At 61.3% G+C, this 21010-nt stretch carries 19 protein-coding genes and 1 pseudogene; 11 read left to right on the top strand and 9 right to left on the bottom strand.

Going from position 1 to position 21010, the window contains the following annotated elements; genetic code table 11:
* Positions 1–139: 139 nt before the first annotated feature.
* Positions 140–526, top strand: coding sequence for a limonene-1,2-epoxide hydrolase (locus tag ACSYDV_RS15010; RefSeq protein ID WP_438324614.1), 387 nt, complete (start codon positions 140–142; stop codon positions 524–526).
* Between the two features lie 109 nt (positions 527–635).
* Here the strand turns inward: ACSYDV_RS15010 and ACSYDV_RS15005 are convergent, their stop codons facing one another.
* Positions 636–1535 (bottom strand): AraC family transcriptional regulator, encoded by a 900-nt coding sequence (locus ACSYDV_RS15005; RefSeq protein WP_438324613.1) that lies wholly within the window; start codon positions 1533–1535, stop codon positions 636–638.
* Positions 1536–1700: 165 nt separating this feature from the next.
* On the opposite strand from ACSYDV_RS15005, the gene ACSYDV_RS15000 reads away from it, so the two are divergent.
* The 3 genes and pseudogenes from ACSYDV_RS15000 to ACSYDV_RS14990 all read left to right on the top strand — a co-directional run.
* Positions 1701–2459: an SDR family NAD(P)-dependent oxidoreductase gene (locus ACSYDV_RS15000; RefSeq protein ID WP_438324612.1), complete on the top strand. Its 759-nt coding sequence runs from the start codon at positions 1701–1703 to the stop codon at positions 2457–2459.
* Positions 2460–2503: 44 nt separating this feature from the next.
* On the top strand, positions 2504–2809 hold the full coding sequence (locus ACSYDV_RS14995; RefSeq protein ID WP_438324611.1) for a glutathione S-transferase family protein: 306 nt from the start codon (positions 2504–2506) through the stop codon (positions 2807–2809).
* Between the two features lie 63 nt (positions 2810–2872).
* Positions 2873–3244, top strand: a pseudogene (locus ACSYDV_RS14990) (glutathione S-transferase family protein); the annotation flags it as partial.
* On the opposite strand, the gene ACSYDV_RS14985 reads toward ACSYDV_RS14990, so the two are convergent.
* From ACSYDV_RS14985 to ACSYDV_RS14955, 7 genes are all read right to left on the bottom strand, one after another.
* Positions 3197–4693 carry a glycoside hydrolase family 32 protein gene (locus tag ACSYDV_RS14985; protein WP_438324610.1) on the bottom strand — a complete coding sequence of 499 codons (1497 nt, stop codon included), beginning with the start codon at positions 4691–4693 and terminating at the stop codon, positions 3197–3199. The pseudogene ACSYDV_RS14990 and the gene ACSYDV_RS14985 sit on opposite strands and share 48 nt — an antisense overlap.
* A 36-nt stretch (positions 4694–4729) precedes the next feature.
* Positions 4730–5842 (bottom strand): ABC transporter ATP-binding protein, encoded by a 1113-nt coding sequence (locus tag ACSYDV_RS14980; RefSeq protein ID WP_438324609.1) that lies wholly within the window; start codon positions 5840–5842, stop codon positions 4730–4732.
* Between the two features lie 9 nt (positions 5843–5851).
* On the bottom strand, positions 5852–6739 hold the full coding sequence (locus tag ACSYDV_RS14975; protein ID WP_438324608.1) for a carbohydrate ABC transporter permease: 888 nt from the start codon (positions 6737–6739) through the stop codon (positions 5852–5854).
* Positions 6736–7821, bottom strand: coding sequence for a carbohydrate ABC transporter permease (locus tag ACSYDV_RS14970; RefSeq protein WP_438324607.1), 1086 nt, complete (start codon positions 7819–7821; stop codon positions 6736–6738). Before ACSYDV_RS14970 ends, ACSYDV_RS14975 begins: the two co-directional genes overlap by 4 nt.
* Positions 7818–9110: an extracellular solute-binding protein gene (locus tag ACSYDV_RS14965; protein ID WP_438324606.1), complete on the bottom strand. Its 1293-nt coding sequence runs from the start codon at positions 9108–9110 to the stop codon at positions 7818–7820. Before ACSYDV_RS14965 ends, ACSYDV_RS14970 begins: the two co-directional genes overlap by 4 nt.
* Positions 9100–10008 (bottom strand): ROK family protein, encoded by a 909-nt coding sequence (locus tag ACSYDV_RS14960; RefSeq protein ID WP_438324605.1) that lies wholly within the window; start codon positions 10006–10008, stop codon positions 9100–9102. Before ACSYDV_RS14960 ends, ACSYDV_RS14965 begins: the two co-directional genes overlap by 11 nt.
* A gap of 131 nt (positions 10009–10139) precedes the next feature.
* Entirely contained in the window at positions 10140–12992 is a 2853-nt protein-coding gene (locus tag ACSYDV_RS14955) for a TonB-dependent receptor (protein WP_438324604.1), read from the bottom strand.
* A 218-nt stretch (positions 12993–13210) separates the two neighbouring features.
* Here ACSYDV_RS14955 and ACSYDV_RS14950 point away from each other — a divergent pair, with 218 nt between their 5' ends.
* Positions 13211–14227: a LacI family DNA-binding transcriptional regulator gene (locus ACSYDV_RS14950; protein ID WP_438324603.1), complete on the top strand. Its 1017-nt coding sequence runs from the start codon at positions 13211–13213 to the stop codon at positions 14225–14227.
* 3 nt (positions 14228–14230) lie between these two features.
* On the opposite strand, the gene ACSYDV_RS14945 is transcribed toward ACSYDV_RS14950, so the two are convergent.
* Complete coding sequence (locus tag ACSYDV_RS14945) at positions 14231–16438, bottom strand: GH32 C-terminal domain-containing protein (RefSeq protein ID WP_438324602.1); 2208 nt, start codon at positions 16436–16438, stop codon at positions 14231–14233.
* Between the two features lie 253 nt (positions 16439–16691).
* Between ACSYDV_RS14945 and ACSYDV_RS14940 the strand changes: the two genes are divergently transcribed.
* From ACSYDV_RS14940 to ACSYDV_RS14915, 6 genes are all read left to right on the top strand, one after another.
* Positions 16692–17009, top strand: a complete 318-nt coding sequence (locus ACSYDV_RS14940) for a PRC-barrel domain-containing protein (RefSeq protein ID WP_438324601.1) — start codon at positions 16692–16694, stop codon at positions 17007–17009.
* A gap of 488 nt (positions 17010–17497) precedes the next feature.
* A complete protein-coding gene (locus ACSYDV_RS14935; protein ID WP_438324600.1) occupies positions 17498–17887 on the top strand; it encodes a DUF2946 family protein in 390 nt (129 codons plus the stop codon).
* A 180-nt stretch (positions 17888–18067) separates the two neighbouring features.
* On the top strand, positions 18068–18550 hold the full coding sequence (locus ACSYDV_RS14930; RefSeq protein WP_438324599.1) for a copper chaperone PCu(A)C: 483 nt from the start codon (positions 18068–18070) through the stop codon (positions 18548–18550).
* Positions 18540–19163 carry an SCO family protein gene (locus ACSYDV_RS14925; RefSeq protein ID WP_438324598.1) on the top strand — a complete coding sequence of 208 codons (624 nt, stop codon included), beginning with the start codon at positions 18540–18542 and terminating at the stop codon, positions 19161–19163. The genes ACSYDV_RS14930 and ACSYDV_RS14925 overlap by 11 nt, the downstream gene beginning before the upstream one ends.
* A gap of 342 nt (positions 19164–19505) precedes the next feature.
* Positions 19506–19805, top strand: a complete 300-nt coding sequence (locus tag ACSYDV_RS14920; protein WP_438324814.1) for a TFIIB-type zinc ribbon-containing protein — start codon at positions 19506–19508, stop codon at positions 19803–19805.
* A gap of 149 nt (positions 19806–19954) precedes the next feature.
* Positions 19955–20881 (top strand): lipid kinase, encoded by a 927-nt coding sequence (locus ACSYDV_RS14915; protein WP_438324597.1) that lies wholly within the window; start codon positions 19955–19957, stop codon positions 20879–20881.
* Positions 20882–21010 lie beyond the last annotated feature (129 nt).

Below are 21010 nucleotides of genomic sequence, written 5' to 3'. Positions count from 1 at the left end.
GCTCACTCTTATCAAGCCTTTCGGAAGATCAGGCAATTATCGCGGAACATCCTGCATCGTGGCGACCCGCAGAAATCCCTAAGTTGGACTCGACACGGAGGCCATTGTGGTCCTTCCGCATCAGCCAAGAGGATATACAATGCCCACCCCTATCGAAACTGTTTCGGCCTTTTGCGCCGCGATGTCCGAGGACGGCGGCAGACCGGCGGTCCGTCGCTGGTTCACTCCCGATACGCGCTGGGTCAACGAAGGCGTTGCCGCTACCACCGGGGTCGAAGAGGCCATTGCCCTGATCGATGGACTGGAAGAGTCGATGGGCATTGCGACAGTTCATATCGACATGCTCACAATCGCCGCCGACGGACCTCGCGTCCTCACCGAGCGGCTTGACCGGTTCGAGCGTGCGGACGGGACGGAGATCGGACGCGTGATGATCATGGGCATCTTCGAGCTCGAAGGCGACAAGATCGTCAATTGGCGGGATTATTTCGACGTCAATGCCATGCAGAATTTTGCTGCCAGCTGAAGCCTCGACCTGGAACCAAGCCGGACGCGGAGGCTCTCGTCGCCGCGTCCATCGGCCAGCGGCTTAGATGTACGCTGTGGCACGGAGCAAGCGCGCGTCGCAGCCTCGTCTAAGCCAGCGCCGCGGCCCCAATCACCTGTCGGATCTGGCGGACGTCGCGCGCCGGCGGAGCGCCGAACTGCCGGAGATATTCGCGGCTGAACTGCGAGGCGCTTTCGTAGCCAACCGCAAACGCTACATCGGAGGCGCTATGGTCACCCGCGAGCAACAATTGCCGCGCTTCCTGCAGCCGCAGCTGCTTTTGATACTGGAGCGGGCTGAGACCCGTCATCGCGACAAAATGGCGATGCAGGCTGGCGCGGCTCATACCGCTTGCATCGCACAGCGCCTCGATGCGGAGCCGCCTATTCTGATTGTCCCTGATCCACCCCACGGCCCGTCGGATGCGGCCTAGCGCGCCCTCGGGCTGCGCAATCTGTCGTAGCAGACGTCCTTGCGGCCCTTGCAAGAGACGATAGAGCAATTCTCGTTCCACCATGGGAGCAAGGACGGGGATATCGGCAGGCGTGTCGAGCAGCGCCAGGAGGCGGTGCAAGGTGTCGCGCACGGGCGCCATCATCGGGTTGATCGCGATGCCGATATCATGGCGATCGACATCGCGCACTTGCGGCATGGTCGACGCGATATCGGCCAGCAGAGCAGCATCCAGCGTCAACGATACCGCGACATAAGGTTTGCCATCATCGCCATCGAAAATCTGCCCGATCAGGGGCAGATCGAGGGCGCTGATGAGATAATGCGCGGGATCATAATCCAGTAGCTCATCGTTGATCGCTACATGCTTCGACCCTTGAAGAATGAAGCAGATCATCGACCGGTACAAGCAGGGCGCCTTGGCTGTCGTGGCTTGTCCGACGCTGATTTCCAGCCGCGGGATCGGCGTGACGGTCAGCCCTGATGGGGCGTGGCGCAGGGCGATAGCAAGATGCGGGTCAAGATGGTCGGTCATCGCCACGCTATGGCACGATCCTGCGTCCAGGCAAAGAGCTTGAGACAATCAGGCAAGATGTTGAGCGTATCGGGCGGGCGCGGCAGCGCGGTCTCGACTATCTTGAGGACATCGCAAAAGCGCCGGCCCGTATCATCGCCCGCGCGACCATCCGAAGGAAAGACCATGACCAACCAGATCGCCCTCATCACCGGCGCCAGCCGCGGCCTCGGCCGTAACATGGCGCTTCATCTCGCCAAACGCGGTGTGCACATCGTCGGCACCTACCGCAGCGGCGTGACGGAAGCCGATGCCGTTCGCGAGGAGATCGAAGCGCGGGGCGGTCAGGCCGTCATGCTCGCGCTTGACGTCACCGATACGGCGAGCTTCGCGGCATTTGCCGATACACTGGCTGACACGCTGAACGCGAAGTTTGGCCGTGATAGGTTCGACTGTCTCGTCAACAATGCCGGCAACGGTCTTTTCGCCAACTTCGCCGACGCAACCGAAGAACAGTTTGAATCGCTCGTCACGACGCACCTGCGCGGACCGGTCTTCCTGACCCAGAAGCTGCTGCCGCGCATCGAGGATGGTGGTCGCATCCTGAATGTCTCATCGGGCTTCGTGCGCTTCACCCTTCCAGGCTACAGCCTCTATGCGGCGATGAAGGCGGCGGTCGAAGTATTGACCCGCTATATAGCGGTCGAGCTGGGCGCGCGCGAGATCCGGGTGAATGCGATCGCGCCCGGCGCCATCGCAACCGATTTTGGGGGCGGTGCTGTCCGCGACAATGACGATGTGAACGCCTTCGTCGCGCAAGGCATCACCTTGGGCCGTGTCGGGGAACCAGACGATATCGGCGGTGCGGTCGCCGCCATCCTGTCTGACGACATGGGCTGGGCGAACGGCACGACCTTCGACATTTCGGGCGGCCAATTGCTCTAGTAGCGACCTGCGAACCCTTCCTCTCGGAATTATGAAAGACGACCATGCCCGATATCCATCTTACGCTCGTCAGCCATCCGCTCTGCCCGTTCGTACAGCGGGCAGCGATCGTCCTGTTAGAGAAGGGAGTCGCCTTCGAACGGATAGATGCGAATCTCGCAGATAAGCCGGATTGGTTCCTCGCGCTTTCGCCAACCGGAAAGGTCCCGCTGCTCATCGTGAAGCGACCCGGGGAACCGGACGCGATCCTGTTCGAAAGCATGGTGATTTGCGAGTATCTCGACGAGAGCTTGAACGGCGCGAGGATGTATTCGGAGAACGCCCTCGCGCGGGCGCGACAGCGCAGCTAGGTTGAGTTCGGGACGGCCACCCTTGCAGACACTTGGCAATTTCTTAATGCCACGGATCACTCGACAGCAGATACGAAGCGGACAATGGTTCGGGACAAGCTTGAGCGATTGGAAGCCATGCTCAAGACCCCTCCCTATTTCGATGGGGTGGTCTTCGGCATGGTAGATGCGGTGTTTGCGCCCATCTTCCGCTATTTCGACGTTATCGAACCAACGATAAGCAACCCGATTTTTACCGGCCTGCCTCGTGTTTCGTCTTGGCGAGCGGCGCTGGCAACGCGGTTAAGCGTATCGTCCGCAGTGGCGGATGACTATGCCGATCACTTACAACGGCACTTTCGCCAGCATGAGGCGCTGCTTGCGAACGGATCGCCGATCATCCCATGTTCAAAGGTCGATAGATCGAGCGATCGCCCACAGGCCGAGCGAGCCTAACTGCACGGCACCTTTCATCGCGGAGCATGCGATGTTCAGCTCTCCAACTGGAAAGATGCAGGCCGAATAGACCCGGCGTCCGTCATCGATGAAGATTTCTACAAGTGAACCATCGAACAGTAACCGAATATCGGAGCTCGCTGCACGCGGCAGATGCGTAACGATCTTGCGACCGTATTCAGCAGACGAAACATTCGTCGCCTGATGTCGCTCGAAGGTGAGCTGGCCGCTAGCCGAGTCCAGCAGAAGAGTAAGAAGCGGAGTTTCTCCATCGGCGAGGATTATCGAGATCGCCCCACCCTCTTCATAGTCAAGGTGCGCGGACCATTCAAACGCCGTCGACGGCGGCACGATGTCCAATCGTTCACCGGTGAGAAGCTTGCGCGCCGCGACAGCCGTGCTCGACCGGCGCAAGCTGTCCAAGGCGGCGACAGGCCGCTGCCCTAAGCGTAACCTGTCCTCTTCTTCGAACAAGAACAATTGGCGAGGGAGCGATTGCGAACCGAGCCACGGATGCGTGGGGTAATGCCTGCCGCACTGATGGTTCGACATCCAACCGATCCAGATCGGCAATTGTTGATCCGACGGCAGATCGGACCAGCTGATCGCAGCGTAAAAATCGGGTCCAAAATCGGCAAGCTCGCCGGTGGGCGACGCTTTCTCCTTATCGATTCTGAAATGAAAGCCATCGAAGTCACCCACGAAATATTGCGCACCGGAGCCACCGGCGACAAAATCCTTGTCGACGTCGACCTTGAGCACCCAGCGCGTGTCGCCGGCGCTTTCCTCGACGGGGACCGGGATCAGATCGGGGCATTCCCATTGGCCAGCGGTCGAACCCGCAGGGCCGAATTCGCTGGCGAGTTCCCATTCGAGCAAATTGGCCGAGCGGTAGAATTGCAGCCGGTGCCGCTGCGCCAAGGCAACCACCATGATCCAGGCCTCACTGGCCGAATGATAAAAAACATTGGGGTCGCGGAAATGCTCGATGCCGAGGTCGATGAGCGGATTTCCGTCGTAATGCGTCCAGCTGCGGCCACGGTCGTGGCTATACGCCAGATGCTGGCTCTGATTGAGCCGCGCCTCGTCGAACGCGGTGTAGAATGCAAGCAAGGGGGGCGCCTTGCCATCGCCGAGCCCGCTCACATTTCCCCAGTCGACGAGCGCACAACCCGAGAAGATCATGAACTCGCGCTCGGGCATCGCGATCGGCAGCTCGGTCCAATGCACGAGGTCGCTGCTGACGGCATGCCCCCAACTCATATGGCCCCACTGGATCCCGTGCGGATTGTACTGGAAGAACAAATGATACTCGCCTTCGAAATAGACGAGGCCATTGGGGTCGTTCATCCAGTTCTGGCGCGGTGTGAAATGAAACTGCGGGCGGAAGGGCTCGTCCCCGACATTCGCGGAGAGTTGATCGTTCAAGGAGAGGGCAGTTTTATGCATGATTTTCCGCTCGATTGTGGTTCGGGATGAACCCGGTCATGGTTGAATTTTCGCGACGGCCTGGCCATCGGCCGCGAACAGATGACAATGTTGAGGTTCAAAGGTCAGACCAAGACGTGTTCCTGGAGCGATCGCCTCATGATCGTGGGGAAGCCTTACCGCGACCGTGTCTTCGGCGCCCTCGACGTCGAGAAAGGCAAAGGTGTCGGCCCCGAGGCGCTCAAGCATGATGACATCGCCAAACATAAGCGCCTGATCGGCAGGGCAGATACGGCCATGTTCGGGGCGGATGCCGAGCGTCAGCGGCGCATCCTCTGATTGCTTCGGAGCAACGAACGGCAGCCGAACGACTTTGGTCGCTGCGCCCTGACCAATAGTCACCGACACTCCGGTGTCGTCCGCTGCGGCAAGTCGCGTGTCGAGAAAGCCCATTGTCGGCGTCCCGATAAACCCCGCGACAAAGCGATTGGACGGCCGCTCATACAGATCCATCGGAGTCCCGACCTGGCGGATCACGCCGCCTTCCAGAACGACAATGCGGTCAGCCAGCGTCATCGCTTCCACCTGATCGTGGGTAACGTACACCACGGTATTTTTGAGACGCTGGTGCAGCCGCCCGATTTCCATTCGCATCTGGCCGCGAAGCGCGGCGTCGAGGTTGGATAGCGGCTCATCGAACAGGAAGGCGTTGGGCTTGCGCACGATCGCCCGCCCGATCGCCACGCGCTGGCGCTGGCCGCCGGAAAGCTGGCTCGGCTTGTGATGGCGCAAGTCCGTCAGCTGGAGTACGCGCAGCGCTTCTTCCACGCGCTGTTCTCGCTCGGCCCGCGGCTTTTTCGCCAGCTTGAGGCCGAACCCGATATTCTGCTCGACGGTCATGTGCGGATAAAGCGCATAGGATTGGAACACCATGCCGATGCGCCGCCTGGCCGGATCCCAGTCGTTGACCAGTTGATCGTCGAAATAGAGTTCGCCCGAGGTGATTTCCTCGAGGCCGGCGATCATCCGGAGCAGCGTCGACTTGCCGCACCCCGATGGGCCGACCAGCACCAGGAATTCAGACGGAGCGACCGTAAGGCTGACTCCCTTGATGATCTCGGTGCCGCCATATTCCTTGCGGATGTCTCTCAGTTCCAATGTTGCTGGCATGATGCTCCCTCAGCCCTTGACGCCGCTGCCGACCACGCTGCGGACGAACCAGCGCTGGAAGAAGATGAAGGCGAGCAGGATGGGAACGGTGATCACCGACGCGTAGGCCATGACCTCGCCCCACTCGACCCGCCGCGCGGAGAAAAATTGCTGCATACCGATCATCAACGGGCGGGCTTCCTCGCCCGGAACAGTGATGACCGGCCAAAGATACTGGTTCCACATCGCGAGCCCCTGCAGGATCGTCACGGTAGCGAAGACCTGCATCGAGGATGGCACGATGACGTGGCGGTAAACCTGGAAGGGGGTCGCGCCGTCGATATAGGCCGCCTCGTCGAAGTCTTTCGGAATGTCGCGGAAGAACTGGTAGAACAGGAATATCGAAAAGGCGTTGGCGATGAAGGGAATGATCTGGACATAGATCGTATCGAGCCACGAGCGGGTGAGAGCGATCCCGTCGCTGAAATCAAGGCCCGGCAGCTTGGTTACGAGCAGCATCATCGGGACGCTGATGGCCTCCAATGGCACCGCCAGGAGTACGACCAGCACGACCAGGACCGCCTGCTTTCCGCGCCATTCCAGCCGTGCCAGCGCGTAGGCTGCGAGGCTGTTGACAAACAGTCCAAGCGCTACGGTCACAACCGTTATGATCACGGAATTGAGCAGGAAATGGCCAATATTGCCCCGCTGAAAGACGGCGTTGTAATTGGCCCAGGTCAGGTCACCAACCGGCAGCACGGCGCGCAGCGATTCAACGTCGGCGAAGATCGCGTCATTCCCTTTAAGCGACGACGCGAGCATGAACAGGAACGGAAAAATGAAAAGCGCCGAGAGCAACGCCAGCAGCGCATAGAGGGCAAAACGGACCGGCAGATTTTTGCGCTGGGCAGGCGTCATGACTTCATTCTCGCGCGCCGGCGCTGCACAGCCTGTTGCAACAGGATCAGGATCGTGATGATCCCGAAATAGACAATCGAGATCGTCGAACCATAGGCGATATTCTCTTCGCGGACGCCCCGTTGGATCGCCTGGAACATCACGGTGGAGGTCGCGTTCTGCGGCCCACCCTGGGTCATCACGTCGACCTGTGTGAACAGGCCGAGCGCCGCAATTGTCGTCACGATCAAAACAAAGGTGATGGTCTGGCGCAGGCCGGGAATGGTGATATTCCAGAACCGCTGCCATGCATTGGCGCCATCGATCTTCGCGGCATCATAAAGCTCCTGCGAGATGCCCTGAAGGCCGGCGAGAAGGATCAGCATCTGGAAACCGGCGCCCTGCCAGGCCGACATGATCGCGAGCGCCGGCATCGCGGTGTGAGCATTGCCCAGCCAGTCGACGGGCTGAAAAGCGCCGAAACTGACGAAGGACAGGAGCGCGTTGAACAGGCCCAGATCCTTGTCGAACAAGAAGGCCCAGACGACGGAGACAATCACCATCGACATCACGACCGGCGAGAAGAATATCCCGCGAAACACCACCTGCCCCTTCAGCCCGGAATTGACCAGCAACGCCATCACCAGCGCGGCGGTGCATTGGAGCGGGACGACCAGGAGCGCGAACAGGAAGGTATTGAGCAGCGACTGAAGAAACTCGGGATCCTTGGCGAGGATCGAAACACGTTTGTCACCCCAGCGATATTCGGTCATCGGGCGATACCCCGCATAGGCCGGATCGCTGCGCGTGATCGACCGCGCCCGGGCATATTGCGGCTCGCCTCGGCTGTCGGTCATGATGTGCCCAGCTGAGTCCCGCTCGGGCGATTGCACCAGATAGCTTATGGAAAGCAGCCGCTGGTAGTTCTCGGTCCCGACGAATTCTCCGGGATCGGGCGACACGAGCCGCTGATTGGTGAAGGTAAGCGCAAACGACATCAGCACCGGGATGAGAACGAACATGACGAGCCCGATGAAAGCAGGCGCTCCGAACCACATCGCGGCACGGCGGGTGCCACCGCCCCTGGCAACGGACCCGCTCATGGTCTGGCCCTTTGGTGCGGACGGGTGAGGCCGCTGTCATTGTCAGCCAGCGCATTGTCGATTTCATCGGCCGCATCGTCGAGCGAGTCCTGCACGTCCTTGCCGTCCATGATGTTCCGCGTCCCCTTGTAAAAGGCGTTGGAAATCTCGGTGAAGGCGGGTGTCGACGGCCGTTGCCGGGCAAAGCGCTGGAGCATGTCGAAGAAGATGCGGTTGCGTCCGCCGGGGCGGTATTCCTTCGACAGGGCCGCGCCTTCGGCGGTCACAGGAACGAGGCCGATCGCATCGGACATGCGCGCGACTTCGCGCGGCTGCATAAGAAAGCTGATGAACGCGCCGGCTCCATCGGGATGAGGGCAAGCCTTGCTGATCGCCCATTGCCAGCTCCCCCCGCCGATCACCACCCCGTTGCCGAAATCGGGAGGCGGCAGGATCAACAGATCGTCCTTCGCATGTTCGCGGTACGCGGGCGTCCACCAATTGCCGGTATAGACGAGGGCCGCGCGGCCTTTGATGAAGGCGCTCTGGTCGGGCTCCATGCGATTGACCAGGCCTCTGGAAAAGAGCGATTGGAACCAGTTGCCGAAGCGCTGGCCACTCGCTCCGTTAAGGACACCCTCTGCCGTACTCATCGACGCGGGCTTGATCAGGTCGCCGCCAAAGCTCTGCAGGATCGGACTATAGCCATAGGTCCACCAATCGGCCTTGGGATCGCTGTTCGAAAAATCGAGCGGGTAGCGATACGCTCCGGTTGCTTTCAGTTTTTCGAGAACGCCATCGAATTCCTTGAGCGACCAGGGCTGATCCAGCGTCGGGACGCGCGCGCCGATTTTAGCAAGCGTCGTGCGTCTGGTGAAGATGGCCAGCGCGGCATCGAACTGGCCCACCGAATAGACCCGCCCTTCGAAGCGTCCGATGGCGGCGGGGCTGACAGTTTTGAGCAAGGCCTCGGGAACATGGCCTTGCAATCGCTGCAGATGTCCTGCCCAGACGAAGCGCGCCACTTGCGGATTGTCGACCGTCATGATGCACGGCATCCGGCCGGACAGCGAAGCGGACACCACCGATTGCGAATAGGCGCCCTGCGGCAGGGACTGGGCGCGCACATGCCATTTGGTCTGCGACGCGTTGAACCGGTCGATCGCGGCCTTGGTGGCGGCTTCCTCGTCGAGGCCGGCCAGATTTTTCCACAAGGTCAGCTCGGTGCGCCCGTCCGCAACGGGCGCTTCTCCGCATCCGGAGAGGCAAAACGCGAGGGCGCAAAAGATGGACTTCGCCTTACCCGGCATGATCTATCGTTTGCGCAAGCTGGAGGGCGCCGACCAAACCGGGCGACGGATCGACCAGCTGCGGCCGGGCGATATAGGTCTCGGCATCGCGGCTGAACTGATCGAGGGCATAGCCGCGCGTCAGTTCCTCGAAATGCACGCGAATGCGGTTGTAGAGAGTCGAGCGTTCGAGCACCCCACCGCCGATGATGATCCGCTCGGGCCGCTGGCTGTAGGTCAAATTGGCGCAGATCGCGGCGATGTAATGGGCTTCGATTTCCCAGGCCGGATGACCGATCTCAAGATCCTCCGCGCTCTTTTCCCAGCGCGCCTTCATCGCCGGGCCGCTCGCGAGGCCTTCCGCGCAGTCACCATGATAGGGGCATATGCCGGCAAAATCATCGCCTCGTGCCCGCGAGAGGCGGATATGGCCGACCTCGGGATGGCCTGTCCCTTGGCTGGTCTTGCCGCCCTCAACGATGCCGACACCGATGCCGGTGCCGACAGTCATGTAGCAGTAGCGCGACAAACCGGCCGCCGCGCCCGCTGCTCCTTCCGCCAAGGCTGCGCAATTTACGTCGGTATCGATCGCGGTTGGAACCCCGAGACTGGTCTGTATGGCACCGAGGAGGTCGAAATCGGACCATCCTGCTTTTGGCGTGGTGGTGAGCCGCCCATAGCCCGGCGATGTCCGGTCAAGGTCGATCGGTCCGAAGCTTGCGATGCCAGCCGAGATAGGATGACCGAATACCTCGGTCTGTTCCTCATAGAAGGCCTTGATCGCGTCCAATGTTTCCGCCGGGCCTCGGGTCGGAATTCTGGTCTGTGACAAGATGCTGCCATCGGCGGCCGCAAGCGCGCAAAGAACCTTGGTTCCGCCAGCCTCAATCGCAGCAAAAATCTTGTTCGACCTGGACACTTGTTGCGTACCTAATTCTGCTCATCGAAGATTGGCGAAATCCGGAGGGGCTGCGAAGGGCTATACCGCCGAAAGCGGGCGGGCGCAGCGATGGAGATAACTAGAAGAGAATCTCCATCGCTGCGCTGCGATCAGAAGCGATAATTGACCATCATTCGAAACGTGCGCCCGAACAAGGGCCGGGCGACGCCGCGATTGCTCGTTCCATTCGGCGCCTTGAGATCGAAGAACAAGGGATCGCCCTCGGTGAACGAAAGCTGATTGGTCAGGTTTGCGGCATGAACCTGAAGCGAGAGCCGATCGGTCACATCCCATAAGGCGCCGGCGTCGACGATATAGTAGGACGGATAGACCGTGACGTTCAGATCCTGCGAGTTCGAATAGCGCGACGAACGATGTTCATAGCTGCCGTATAATTTGACCGGAAGGCCAGTCATCGGTTTCAGATCCAGGCGCGGGCGAATGAACACCGTGGACACCGCCTGCCGGCCTTCGCGCCTGCCATCCTGGCTCACCGTTGCGAAGGCATAGCTGTTCGGGCCGGTCTGATTGACGATGGTGAAGCTGGAGCCATTGACCTTCGGGTCCTGCAAGGTGACATTTGCAGACAGGTCGAAGCCCGGGATGAACGGGGGACGGACGACGAGTTCCAGCTCCGCACCATAGTTGGTGGTGCCGTAGGAATAAGCCTCACTGACGATCGGACAGGCGGTGATAGACGTCCCGAGCCCCGAGTTGCACGAGGGATCCGCGATGTCGGCATATTGGTTGATCAACGTGCGCGGCGTGAACTTGTTGTAGAAGCCCGTGGCGCTTGCATCGACGAAGCGGGAGCGGAAACGGATGCCGCCTTCGAACTGGGTGATTTTCTCCACCGGGTCGCCTTGCGGCGCCGACTGGGCAAAGGCCACCCCGTCGTTGAAGCTCGGGAGGCGGAAGGATTTGGCGGCCAGCCCATAGACCGCCAGATTGTCCTTCAGCGAGTAATTCGCACCGATCGCCCAGCCCGTCCCCGTGTAGCTTTCATTCAGATATTGCGGAGGTCCGAGCGTCTGGATGGACGCCAGTGCCCGGTTGCCGCTCTGCGCGCCGCCCGGAAACTGCGCGACAGGGACGTTGCGGTTCTGAAACTTGATGTTGAGCTTTTCGCGCTCCCAGCGAAATCCTGCATCGATCCGCAGCTTGCCGTCGAGCGTTTCCCAATGATCCTGGATATAGCCGGCGAAATTTTCCGCGTCGCCGGTTGCTGCGTTGCCGTAAATGCTCGGAAGATAGCTGCCATTGAGCGACAGCGGCGCGACCTTGTTGCCGTTTGCGTCGACCAGAAAAATGTCCACCAGTTCGGACGGCGACGCGAGAGTCGAGATCGTCAGGCTGGCCTGGAAATTATAGCTGTCGCTATTGGTGCTGTGATAGCCGCCGAAGGTCAGGTTATGACGCCCGAGGAACTGAAACTCCTTCTGGATCGTCAAATTCTGCGTGGCACTTTCCAGCTTCGACTGGACGATCCACGGGATCTGGAAACTCAGATTGCTGCCGGCGGCGATAGGCTGCCCGTCGCTGACGTTGAAGGCGGCCAGTCTGCCGCCCGCTCCGGCGATCGTCTGATTCTGGCCATAGAGGGCCCGGATCTCGTTGAAGTTGGCAAAGCCTGCATTGAGGATCGGGTTCTTGTAATTGTTGTTGAAGTCGGCGGGATTCGCGGCGTTGAAATAGGCCGCCAGGACATTGCGGTTATAGAAGGGCGCGTTGTTCGGCGTGCCTTCCGATAGCTGCCAGTTGGCGTCAAATGCCGGCTGCAGGAAGTCGTTGACGTAACGATCGTTCAGGAAATTTCCGGCCGTCGCGGCATCGTTACCAGCGAAAAGCGCATTGAACCCCGACGTTCCGTCAACATAATTTGCATTGAAATTGAAGCGCCATCCGGAATCGAGTTCCTTCGAGAATGTGACGGCCAAGGTGGTGAATTTCGGATGGATGCCATCGGCCAGATCGGCGACGGTCGTCTGGCCGTTGCCGTCGACCTGCGTGACATAGCGGTTCGCGGGCGAAAGCAGGGTCCCGTCGCGGAAGCCGATACCAATGGGCTCGACCGTCTTCGGATCGATATAGATCGGATCGTCGGCTGTGCCCGGCTGCGAGAAGCCGGGAACCTGGAACGGGATGTTGTTGTAGACCGCGGCACGGTCATTGAGGAATGTCGCGTAGAAGCCGAGATTGGTCGACCCATCATCGCTTTGATAGGTCAGGTTGCCGCGGATCTGGCCCCCTTTGTCGGCGGTGTAGCCGGTGTCGCGCAGGCCGCCCGACGTCCGGTAAAAGCCTCCGATCGCGAAGTGGAGATTCTTGCTGATCGGCCCTGAGAAAAACAGGTCGTTGCGAATGAAGTCGTAATCCGCAAGTTCGAGCTTGTAGGCCCCTTCGAAAGAGTCCCCGCCGGTCTTCGTGATGTAGTTCACGACGCCGCCCAGGCCGTTCGAATAGATGATGCCGCCCGGGCCGCCCTTGATGGCCTCGACGCGATCGGTCATCAGGTCGTTGCTGAAGAAGACGTCGCTGTTGGCGAACGGCACATCGGAATCCTGATACACCGGCATGCCGTCGACAAGCTGCGGCGCATAGCGATAGCCGCTGCTCGGCAATCCGCGCACCGTGACATTGTTGCTGCGCTCGCCCGCGGTGCTGCCTTCGGCGAAGAAGCCGGGGATGTTGTTGAGCAGATCGGCGGTGCTGATCGGCGCCAGCTGCTGAATCTGCTTCTGGTCGAGCGTGTCGATCGTGAAGGTCGTGTCGACCTTGCGCGTCTTGTTGACCACGCCGGTCACGATGATTTCATCGTCCTTCTTCGCTGCGTCCGAGGCATCGGCGGATCTGGCCGTTGCGTTTGCGTCATCGGCCGTCTGCGCGAACGCCGTCGTGCCCAGCGACAGCGCGAGGATCGACGCGCCGCACAATCCGATCGAGCGAATGAAAGAGATTTTCATCTTGTCCTCCCCAAGGCCGCCACAGGGCCCCTTTTCGTTAGTTTCGACCGATTCGCTGACCGGCTGGCGGGCAATAAGCATAAAATTGTCGACGTCGTCAATTTGTTTTGTCGACGTCGACAACCGGATGGCCAGCACGTCGGGCTCATGGTAGTAAATTATCCTGGCCTTCTCTGGAGAAGGGTGACGAGCGACGAAGAATCTGGAGAGGGACCTTCTTGCAAACAATCAAAGACGTTGCGGCGCGGGCGGGAGTATCGGATCGGACTGTGTCGCGTGTGGTCAATGGCGAGCCGAATATCAGCAAGAAGACCCGGGTCCGCGTTGAAGAGGCGATTGCCGAGCTGAATTATATTCCCAATCTGGCAGCACGCATGGTTCGCACCAACCGATCGGGCGTGCTCGGGGTCATTACCGACGTAGTCTCCACCACGCCCAATTCCGTCGATCTCATTCGCGGCATCCAGGACCGCATCTCGACCTCGGGACAAAGCATCTTGATCGCCAACACCTCGGGTACGCTCGAGGAGGAAAACAAGGTCTGGCGGACCTTCAGAGAACATCGGATCGACGGGGTCCTGTACGCGACGATGTACCATCGCGGCATCGCGTTCGATCCTGAGGCGCATGCGATCCCGACCGTGCTGGTCAATTGCTTTGCTGAAGGCCGCGACGATGTGCCGGCCGTATTGCCCGACGATTATGGCGGCGAGGAAGGCGCGACCTCCTATCTCATCGCCTCGGGCCATAGCCGGATCGGCTATATAACGCTGAACCCCGCGATCATAGCCGCGCGGCTGCGGCGGCAAGCGTTTGAGGATGTGATGCGCAACCACGACTTCGCGGTCAACCCGAAGTGGGTCACGTCGGGATATGAAGGGCCTGAAGGCGGCGAAACCATCTGCGCCTATGAAGTTGTCCGGGAGATTTTGTCAGCTCCGCCCGGCGAGCGGCCCACCGCGCTGCTTTCGGGCGATGACGAAATCGCGATGCAATCGATCTTTGCCGCCATGTCTCTGGGGCTCGCCGTCCCCGAAGACATCGCGATCGTCGGCTTCGACGATTTCCAGATGATCTCTACCCGCACCGTTCCGCAGCTCACCACGGTCGCGCTGCCTTATTATGAGATCGGGATGCGCGCCGCCGACAAATTGCTCGCGATGCTGGGTGGTGAAGCCGACAATGAGGTCGTTGAGCGACTACCCTGTCCTCTCATTCGGCGCGCAAGCGCCTGACATTCACTCTCCCGCTGTACCGGCAGGCTGAAGATCCAGCGCCCAGGCCTGGATATTGGCTTTTGCCGGCCCCTCGGACATCAAGCCCAAAGCCCCGCTTTCAGGATTTGCCGGATAGACGCGAAACGAAAAAGCGGCAGCGTCATTGACGAACACGTCAACAACCGAATGGTCGACAAAAACATGGAAGCTTCTGGGTTCGCCGAAAGCCGCAACATCATAATCGCCGGTCAGCAACAAAGGCCCTTCACTCTCCCCGCCAGTCGAGGATTTACGCTTATCGAGAACGATCTGGCGCGCTTCCCGGTCATAGTAGATCCGCGTGACTTCGGGTCCGTCCGCCGAAGCGTGAATGTAGACGCCATATTTGCCGGTCGGCGGCACGTCCGAGAAGTCGGCGATCAGCTCATAAGCGCTGCCAAAATCCGCAATCTTCCGGTCTCCCGTCACCGATAACGCCTTGCCCTCGGCATGCGCGCTTTGGCGCAGGCCCTGAAGCGCGGGAAGCGGGGCCTGGCCCAGCGTCTTGCCGTCGGGCATGAGACGATAAACCCGTGGCAGCGCGAAGGTGTGCGCCCAGCCGGCCTTCAACTGCGCCTCGGTCGTCCGCCGTTCGTCGACAATGCCGATACCGACAAGCTCTCCCGAGGCCATGCGGCTGACGGTCGGGCTTAGATGCCCGGGAATGAGATCAAGCATTTTCGGGGAGACATCGTCAGGCTGGAACCTGCTCCCGTCCCACCGGCCGATCCAATAGACCCCGCGCGTGGCCTTCTTGCCATATTTGCTGACGCTCCCGCCGATCGGATTGGCGACCAGGAGATATTTGTCCCCCGCGAGCTTTTCGAACACGGGCATTTCCCAGATGTCCGATCCGATATCCATCTTGCCGAAAGGAGCGAAGTCGGGCTGCTTCTTCCAGCATTTGGTATCCGACAGGGCGCCATCGCAGCGATAGTAAGCGAGACCGCCGCCTTGCCCGAGCATCGCGGCGCCGACGATCATATGCCAGGCGCCATTGTCTTTCCACAGATAGGGATCGCGGAAATCGCGCAGTCCGGTGCGATCGAGAACTGGACCCAGCTTGCTCCAGCCGCGAAGATATTCGTCGTCGCTCACCGCGACCGATATGCCCGGATTGTAGATGTCGGGAGAATGATTGACGCTCGTGTAGAACGCATAGGCCTTGCCGTCGTCACCGGTCACCACATCGCCCGACCAGATGCCCTTCATGTCGAAGCCGAAGTGATCGTTCTGTAATTGCGGGCGCAGCGCATCCTGCAGGTTCACCCAGTGGATCAGATCCTTGCTGACCATATGGCCCCACACCATTTGCGTTTTGTAGGGACCGTTCGGCGTGCGCTGATAGAAGAGGTGCCACATATCCCCCCGTCGGATCAGGCCATGCGGCTCGTTGGTCCAGTTTGCCGGCGGCATGGCGTGATAGCGCGGCCGCTGCCGGTCCGCCGCAAACCGCGACGGCGGAACAGCCAGCGCCGCGGTTGCGATCGGCGGCGGCCCCGCCGCGTCGGCGATCTGGCTTGCGGGTATGGCGCGGTCGTAGATCTCGACATTGTCGAACGCACCATTGAGCCCGTTGACGTTGAAGACCAGCATCGGCGCATCCCGCCAGCTCTTGGCGATTTCGAGATTGGCCCGCGCCGGCTTGAAGGCGGCCGGACCGCCTTTCGCATCCTGGCCGACAGCCGTACCGTTCAAGTAGAGCGTTGCCGTGCCACTGGCAGGGTCGTAGCTCGCCCCGACCTGTGCCCAGGCGTATAGCGGGAATGGCTTTGCCGCTCGAACTTCTCGAATACCCCGCGCGGTCGACACGCGCAGACCCCAGCGGCCGTAGGTATCGATGAAGACGTCGAACCCCGCATCGCGGCTCGCCTGCTGGATGATCGATGCCGCCGTCTGCTGATCGGTCGGCGCCTCGATCGCCGAAGGATAGCTTTCCAGCGCGACCCAGGCTTTGACCGTGAAGCCGCCCGCAGGCGAAAGCGCGAGTGGCACGGTCGCCGAGCTGGAGAAACCGTCGCTTCGCCATGCCTGGCCGGTGACGCCCGGCACGAAATCGGGTTCGGGAAACTGGGTCGCGATCCGGACGCCGGACGCAGCGGTGGCGGCGGCGCCTTCGAACTCGAGGCGCAGGAGGGGCTGATCCGGAACAGCCTGAGCCGCAGCGTTCGCTGGCGCCAGAAGCGCCAAGGCGAAACCACAGCGCAGCATGCGCTTTAGCTGAACCCGTCGATATTTTCTTGGTTGCCTCATGATGCAGTCTGTGCGCGACAAGCACGCCCCTTTCTTGCTGCTGATCGATCTCCCTCGGCATGGGTATGAACCCCCCGCGCGATCGTCAACCAAAATTTGTCGACGTCGACAATAAGTGCGGGCGTTCGCCTCGGTGGAGGACGGAATCCCCACTGCCCTCGCTGGTTGTAAGACCTACAAAGGAGAACCCATGGCCGAAGTTGACGAGTCCACCCAGTTGCTGTGCCAATCGAGCAAGGGCGATGCGATGGCCGTAAAGACCCGCGATGGCGACAAGCTCGGCCATATTCACGCTTTCATGATGAGCAAGCGGAGCGGCCGAGCCGACCCTGCAATCCGCCCCATCGGCGGATTCCTGCGCACGAGAAGCGTCTATAGCCCGCTTGCCTTCCGGCTCCTGTCTTTGGAACCGACAAGCGATTCCTATATCGTTACGATCGACTGCCGCCTGCTTGGAGGCGGGCCGAGCTGGGTCGCCAACGCGCCCTTGTTCGATCAAGCCTATTGAGGACGCCGATCGACGTGTGAGCGCCGACGTAAGGGCCGACCAATAACAGCTCCGACTGAGGCACCGCCGGGATTTATGTCAGAGCCATAATTGGCTGCCCGGAGTCCCCATCTCGCAGGCTATCTTGCATATGCGCTGCGACGCGGTCGATTCCGTCCCGTTCGATCATCTGGCGGATGTCGAGCGCAAGATCGCCGACCTCGCTGTGTTCCGGCGCGAACTTGAGCAGATGGTCGCACAGTCCAGACAAGGCAGGGTCGCCGAATGCAGGATCATGGAAGCCTTGGCAATTGCAGTCGGATCGCGACCAGAATGTCAGCGTCGCCGTGACCCGCCAGGCAGGCGTGGGCGTCCGACGGATCGGCCGCCGAGACTGTCAGGCGCAAGACGCAGCCGACCGGAGCCATGGCGTTCGCTCGCGCCCGGGTGCGTTGGTGACAGAACGCGCGCTTTCGCCTATGCGCCCCGACATGCACGGGGTTCGCGCCATGTTAGATCGCCATCGCGGGCTGGCCCTGTGGCTGGTGAGTCTTGCGCTGCTGATCAAGGCGCTCGTCCCTGCAGGTTATATGATTGGCCCGAGCCACTCGCGCACGTTCGATGTGATCGTCTGCGCGGACGGCATGGGCGCACCCATTGCCCGCCAGATCGCCATCGAGTTCGATGACAGCGGGAAGCAGGCTGGCAAGCATGTCGGCGGAGGCGAATGTGCCTTCACCGCGCTCGGCCATGGTTCGATTGCTGTAGCCGACCCCGCGCTGCTCGTGCTCGCGCTGCTTTTCATCCTGCTCCTGGGCTCCACGGCCCGGCCTTCGGCGCGTGCCGCGCGCGCGCCCCGCTTACGCCCGCCGCTCCGCGGCCCGCCAGCAAGAGCCTGAAGCTCAAGCCGGAGCAGCGACCACCGCCTTCGGCAACCCCGAGCCGGCGGCGCTTGCGTAAGAAGCAAAAAACCGACTCGCCGCCGTGCGACCGGTCTTGTCGACCCCTGTGAAGGGCGCTCGCCTGCCCGGCCTTCGTAGCCATCACGGCCCAGACCGCATTCCATTCGGAGATTCCCGATGAAGATCTCATTCCGCCTCGCAGCGCTTGCGCTGCTCACGGCAGCGGCAACGCCGCTGCTCGCCGCCAGCCTCACCGCGGGCGCGCTCGTCATAGACACGCCCTGGTCGCGCCAGACGCTGCCGACCCAGAAGGTCGGCGGCGGCTATCTCAGCGTCACGAACAAGGGAAAAGTCGACGATCGCCTTCTCTCCGCAACCAGCACCGCCGCGCGCGAAGTGCAGATTCACACCATGTCGATGGACGGCGGCGTGATGCGCATGCGGCCGCTAAAGAATGGCGTTCCCCTTCCCGCCGGCAAGCGGATCGATCTCAAGCCGGGCGGGGCGCATCTCATGTTCATCGATCTCAAGCGCCCGCTTGCGCTCGGGTCGACGGTGCCGGTCACGCTGCGCTTTCAACGGCAGGGCGCCGTTACCGTGCGCTTCAAGATCGAAGCTGTCGGTGCCACCGGACCGTCGGAGAAGCGTCATGGCAACTGAACCGAGCGCAACGCCGCCGCTGGTCATCGTCCGCCGGGTCCTTTGGGGACTCGTTGCCCTCGCCGCTATCGTCGGGCTTGTCCTGGTCTTCGCCCCCAAGAACCGGTCGACCGCGACGGCGGCGGCCTATGAGGATAGTTTCGGCGGCCCCTTCACCTTGCAGGGAACCGACGGCAAGGCGGTTACGGAAAAAACGCTTGCGGGCAAGCCGTTCGCGCTCTTCTTCGGTTTCACCCGATGCCCCGAAGTCTGCCCGACGACGCTCGCCCGCTTGGCGAGCCTCCGCACGCAGCTCGGCGAGGACGGCGACAAGTTCAACATCGTTTTCGTCTCGGTCGATCCCGAGCATGACAAGCCGGCCGACATCGGGAGCTATATCTCCCTGTTCAAGACGCCGATCTATGGCCTGACGGGCACAGCGCAGCAGCTGGCGAAAATCCAGAAAGGCTATGGGGTCTATGTGAAGAAGGTCCCGATCGAGGGCGGCGATTACACGATGGACCATACGGCCGCGATCTTCCTGATGGACAGGCGCGGCAAGTTCGTCACGACGATCGATTATCACGAGAATGACAAGGTCGCGCTCGAAAAGCTCAAGCGCATCATTGGCTGACCCGCAGCGCCCCCGGAGCGATCCAGACGAGATCGCCCGGGGCTTCGATTGAAGGAAACGCGATGGGCCGGAAACCGACCGGACGGTTCATTGCAAATATTGGGCGATTGCCCATGTCTGATGCGCGGGCCGGGCCCCCTGGCGATCCCATGGATCGCGATGACGGACCGCATCGGGGATTTATCCGATGCCGGCTCTACCATCATGCCCTGCACGCGCATCGCATCCCCGGTCGATCATGAATGGAGACCATGTAATGAAGCATTATACACCCCGGCTTGCTGCCGAGCCAAACCGACCCGAGCCGCGCCAATGCTGCGTGCCGGACGGGATAAACGCGCGATGACCGGGCCGGCTGTCGGCATGCCCTGCCCGGCATGCAAAACCCCGCTCGCGATGTCCGACCGACAGGGCGTCGAAATCGACTATTGTCCGCAATGCCGCGGCGTATGGCTCGACCGCGGCGAGCTCGACAAAATCATCGAGCGAAGTAGCGCAGCTACGCCCGCACCGCCGGCGGGTCCCGCCGCAACGCAGCAGTCCTATCCCACCGCCTCCCATGGTTGGGATCCGCGCTACGGCGGTCATAACAAGGGCTATCCGAAGCGCCGCAAATCCTTCCTCGAGGACTTGTTCGACTGAGGGCGAGTGACGGGGCCGGAAGACCGGTCCCGCTCCACCGCGGCCTTTCCGGCGCCGACGTGGCGGCGTATGAAGCATCAAATCGACGCGGCTTTTGACAGGGTCCGGTGCCGATGGCGCGCAACTTTCTCCCAGACAGGAATTCAGCGATGACATGGCCCAAAGGTACGCGCGCGCTGTTGCTGCATAATGCCAGGGCGCGGCAGGGCCAGCAAGCGCTGGCCCCCGTCCGCGAACGACTGATTGCTGGCGGGCTGCTGGTCACGGTCGAGCCGTTCGAAAGCCTGCCCGAAATCGCCCGCGACGTAACGCGGCTGCATCGCACCACCGATATCGTCGTGGTCTGCGGCGGCGACGGTTCGATTTCCTCAGCCGCACCGGCCGTGATCGAAAGCGGTCTGCCGCTTGGTATCATTCCCGCCGGGACCGCCAATGATCTTGCGCGCACTCTTTCGATCCCTCTCGACTTCGCCGCCGCGGCGGACGTGATCGTCGAGGGTCACAGCCGCAGGATCGACGTCGGCACAGTCAACGGCCACGCCTTCTTCAACGTCGCCAGCATTGGGCTCAGCAGCGAACTGGCGCAGAAACTCGACCCGGCGATCAAAAAGAGATTCGGGCGACTCGGCTATGCGGTTGCAGCGCTGCGTATCCTCGCGGGTGCCAAGCGCTTCCGGGCGCGCATCTCGGAGAAGGGCGAGGCCAGGGTGGTCGGAACCTACCAGATCGCGATCGGTAACGGCCGTCTCTACGGGGGCGGGAACGTCGTCGAGGAGAATGCCGCGATCGACGATGGTACGCTCGATCTGTACAGTCTTGAGGTGAAAAATGTCTGGAAACTCGCGCTGATGGTTCGCGCATTTCGGTCCGGCACCCATGGCGCGTGGAAGGAAGTTCGCACCGCCAAATGCGTCGAGTTCGATATCGAGACGCGCAAACCGATGCCGGTGAACACCGATGGCGAGATCGTCACCGCAACGCCGGCCCATTTTCGGGTGCTGCCGCAGGCAATTTCGGTTCTCTCGCCCTGCGACTGCCCGGTCACTTCGCGCACAGTCCCGCTCTACCACCACTAGTCTCGCCCTTTTAACTTGCGCTTGTCTGGTCCGACGGAGTGACGTAAATCGCTCGTGCGGGCCGGGCCCCTCTGGCGGTCGAGACAGCGACGATCGTGATGTCGGACCGCATCGAGCAAGGCTCGGTGC

The organism is Sphingopyxis selenitireducens, assembly GCF_051550705.1.
Taxonomy (GTDB): domain Bacteria; phylum Pseudomonadota; class Alphaproteobacteria; order Sphingomonadales; family Sphingomonadaceae; genus Sphingopyxis.
This window is presented reverse-complemented; position numbering and strand designations above follow the sequence as displayed.

Coding starts and splice junctions, on each gene's coding strand:
- ACSYDV_RS15010 (WP_438324614.1), top strand. CDS start 140: ATGCCCACCCCTATCGAAACTGTTTCGGCCTTTTGCGCCGCGATGTCC.
- ACSYDV_RS15005 (WP_438324613.1), bottom strand. CDS start 1,535: ATGACCGACCATCTTGACCCGCATCTTGCTATCGCCCTGCGCCACGCC.
- ACSYDV_RS15000 (WP_438324612.1), top strand. CDS start 1,701: ATGACCAACCAGATCGCCCTCATCACCGGCGCCAGCCGCGGCCTCGGC.
- ACSYDV_RS14995 (WP_438324611.1), top strand. CDS start 2,504: ATGCCCGATATCCATCTTACGCTCGTCAGCCATCCGCTCTGCCCGTTC.
- ACSYDV_RS14985 (WP_438324610.1), bottom strand. CDS start 4,693: ATGCATAAAACTGCCCTCTCCTTGAACGATCAACTCTCCGCGAATGTC.
- ACSYDV_RS14980 (WP_438324609.1), bottom strand. CDS start 5,842: ATGCCAGCAACATTGGAACTGAGAGACATCCGCAAGGAATATGGCGGC.
- ACSYDV_RS14975 (WP_438324608.1), bottom strand. CDS start 6,739: ATGACGCCTGCCCAGCGCAAAAATCTGCCGGTCCGTTTTGCCCTCTAT.
- ACSYDV_RS14970 (WP_438324607.1), bottom strand. CDS start 7,821: ATGAGCGGGTCCGTTGCCAGGGGCGGTGGCACCCGCCGTGCCGCGATG.
- ACSYDV_RS14965 (WP_438324606.1), bottom strand. CDS start 9,110: ATGCCGGGTAAGGCGAAGTCCATCTTTTGCGCCCTCGCGTTTTGCCTC.
- ACSYDV_RS14955 (WP_438324604.1), bottom strand. CDS start 12,992: ATGAAAATCTCTTTCATTCGCTCGATCGGATTGTGCGGCGCGTCGATC.
- ACSYDV_RS14940 (WP_438324601.1), top strand. CDS start 16,692: ATGGCCGAAGTTGACGAGTCCACCCAGTTGCTGTGCCAATCGAGCAAG.
- ACSYDV_RS14935 (WP_438324600.1), top strand. CDS start 17,498: ATGTTAGATCGCCATCGCGGGCTGGCCCTGTGGCTGGTGAGTCTTGCG.
- ACSYDV_RS14930 (WP_438324599.1), top strand. CDS start 18,068: ATGAAGATCTCATTCCGCCTCGCAGCGCTTGCGCTGCTCACGGCAGCG.
- ACSYDV_RS14925 (WP_438324598.1), top strand. CDS start 18,540: ATGGCAACTGAACCGAGCGCAACGCCGCCGCTGGTCATCGTCCGCCGG.
- ACSYDV_RS14920 (WP_438324814.1), top strand. CDS start 19,506: ATGACCGGGCCGGCTGTCGGCATGCCCTGCCCGGCATGCAAAACCCCG.
- ACSYDV_RS14915 (WP_438324597.1), top strand. CDS start 19,955: ATGACATGGCCCAAAGGTACGCGCGCGCTGTTGCTGCATAATGCCAGG.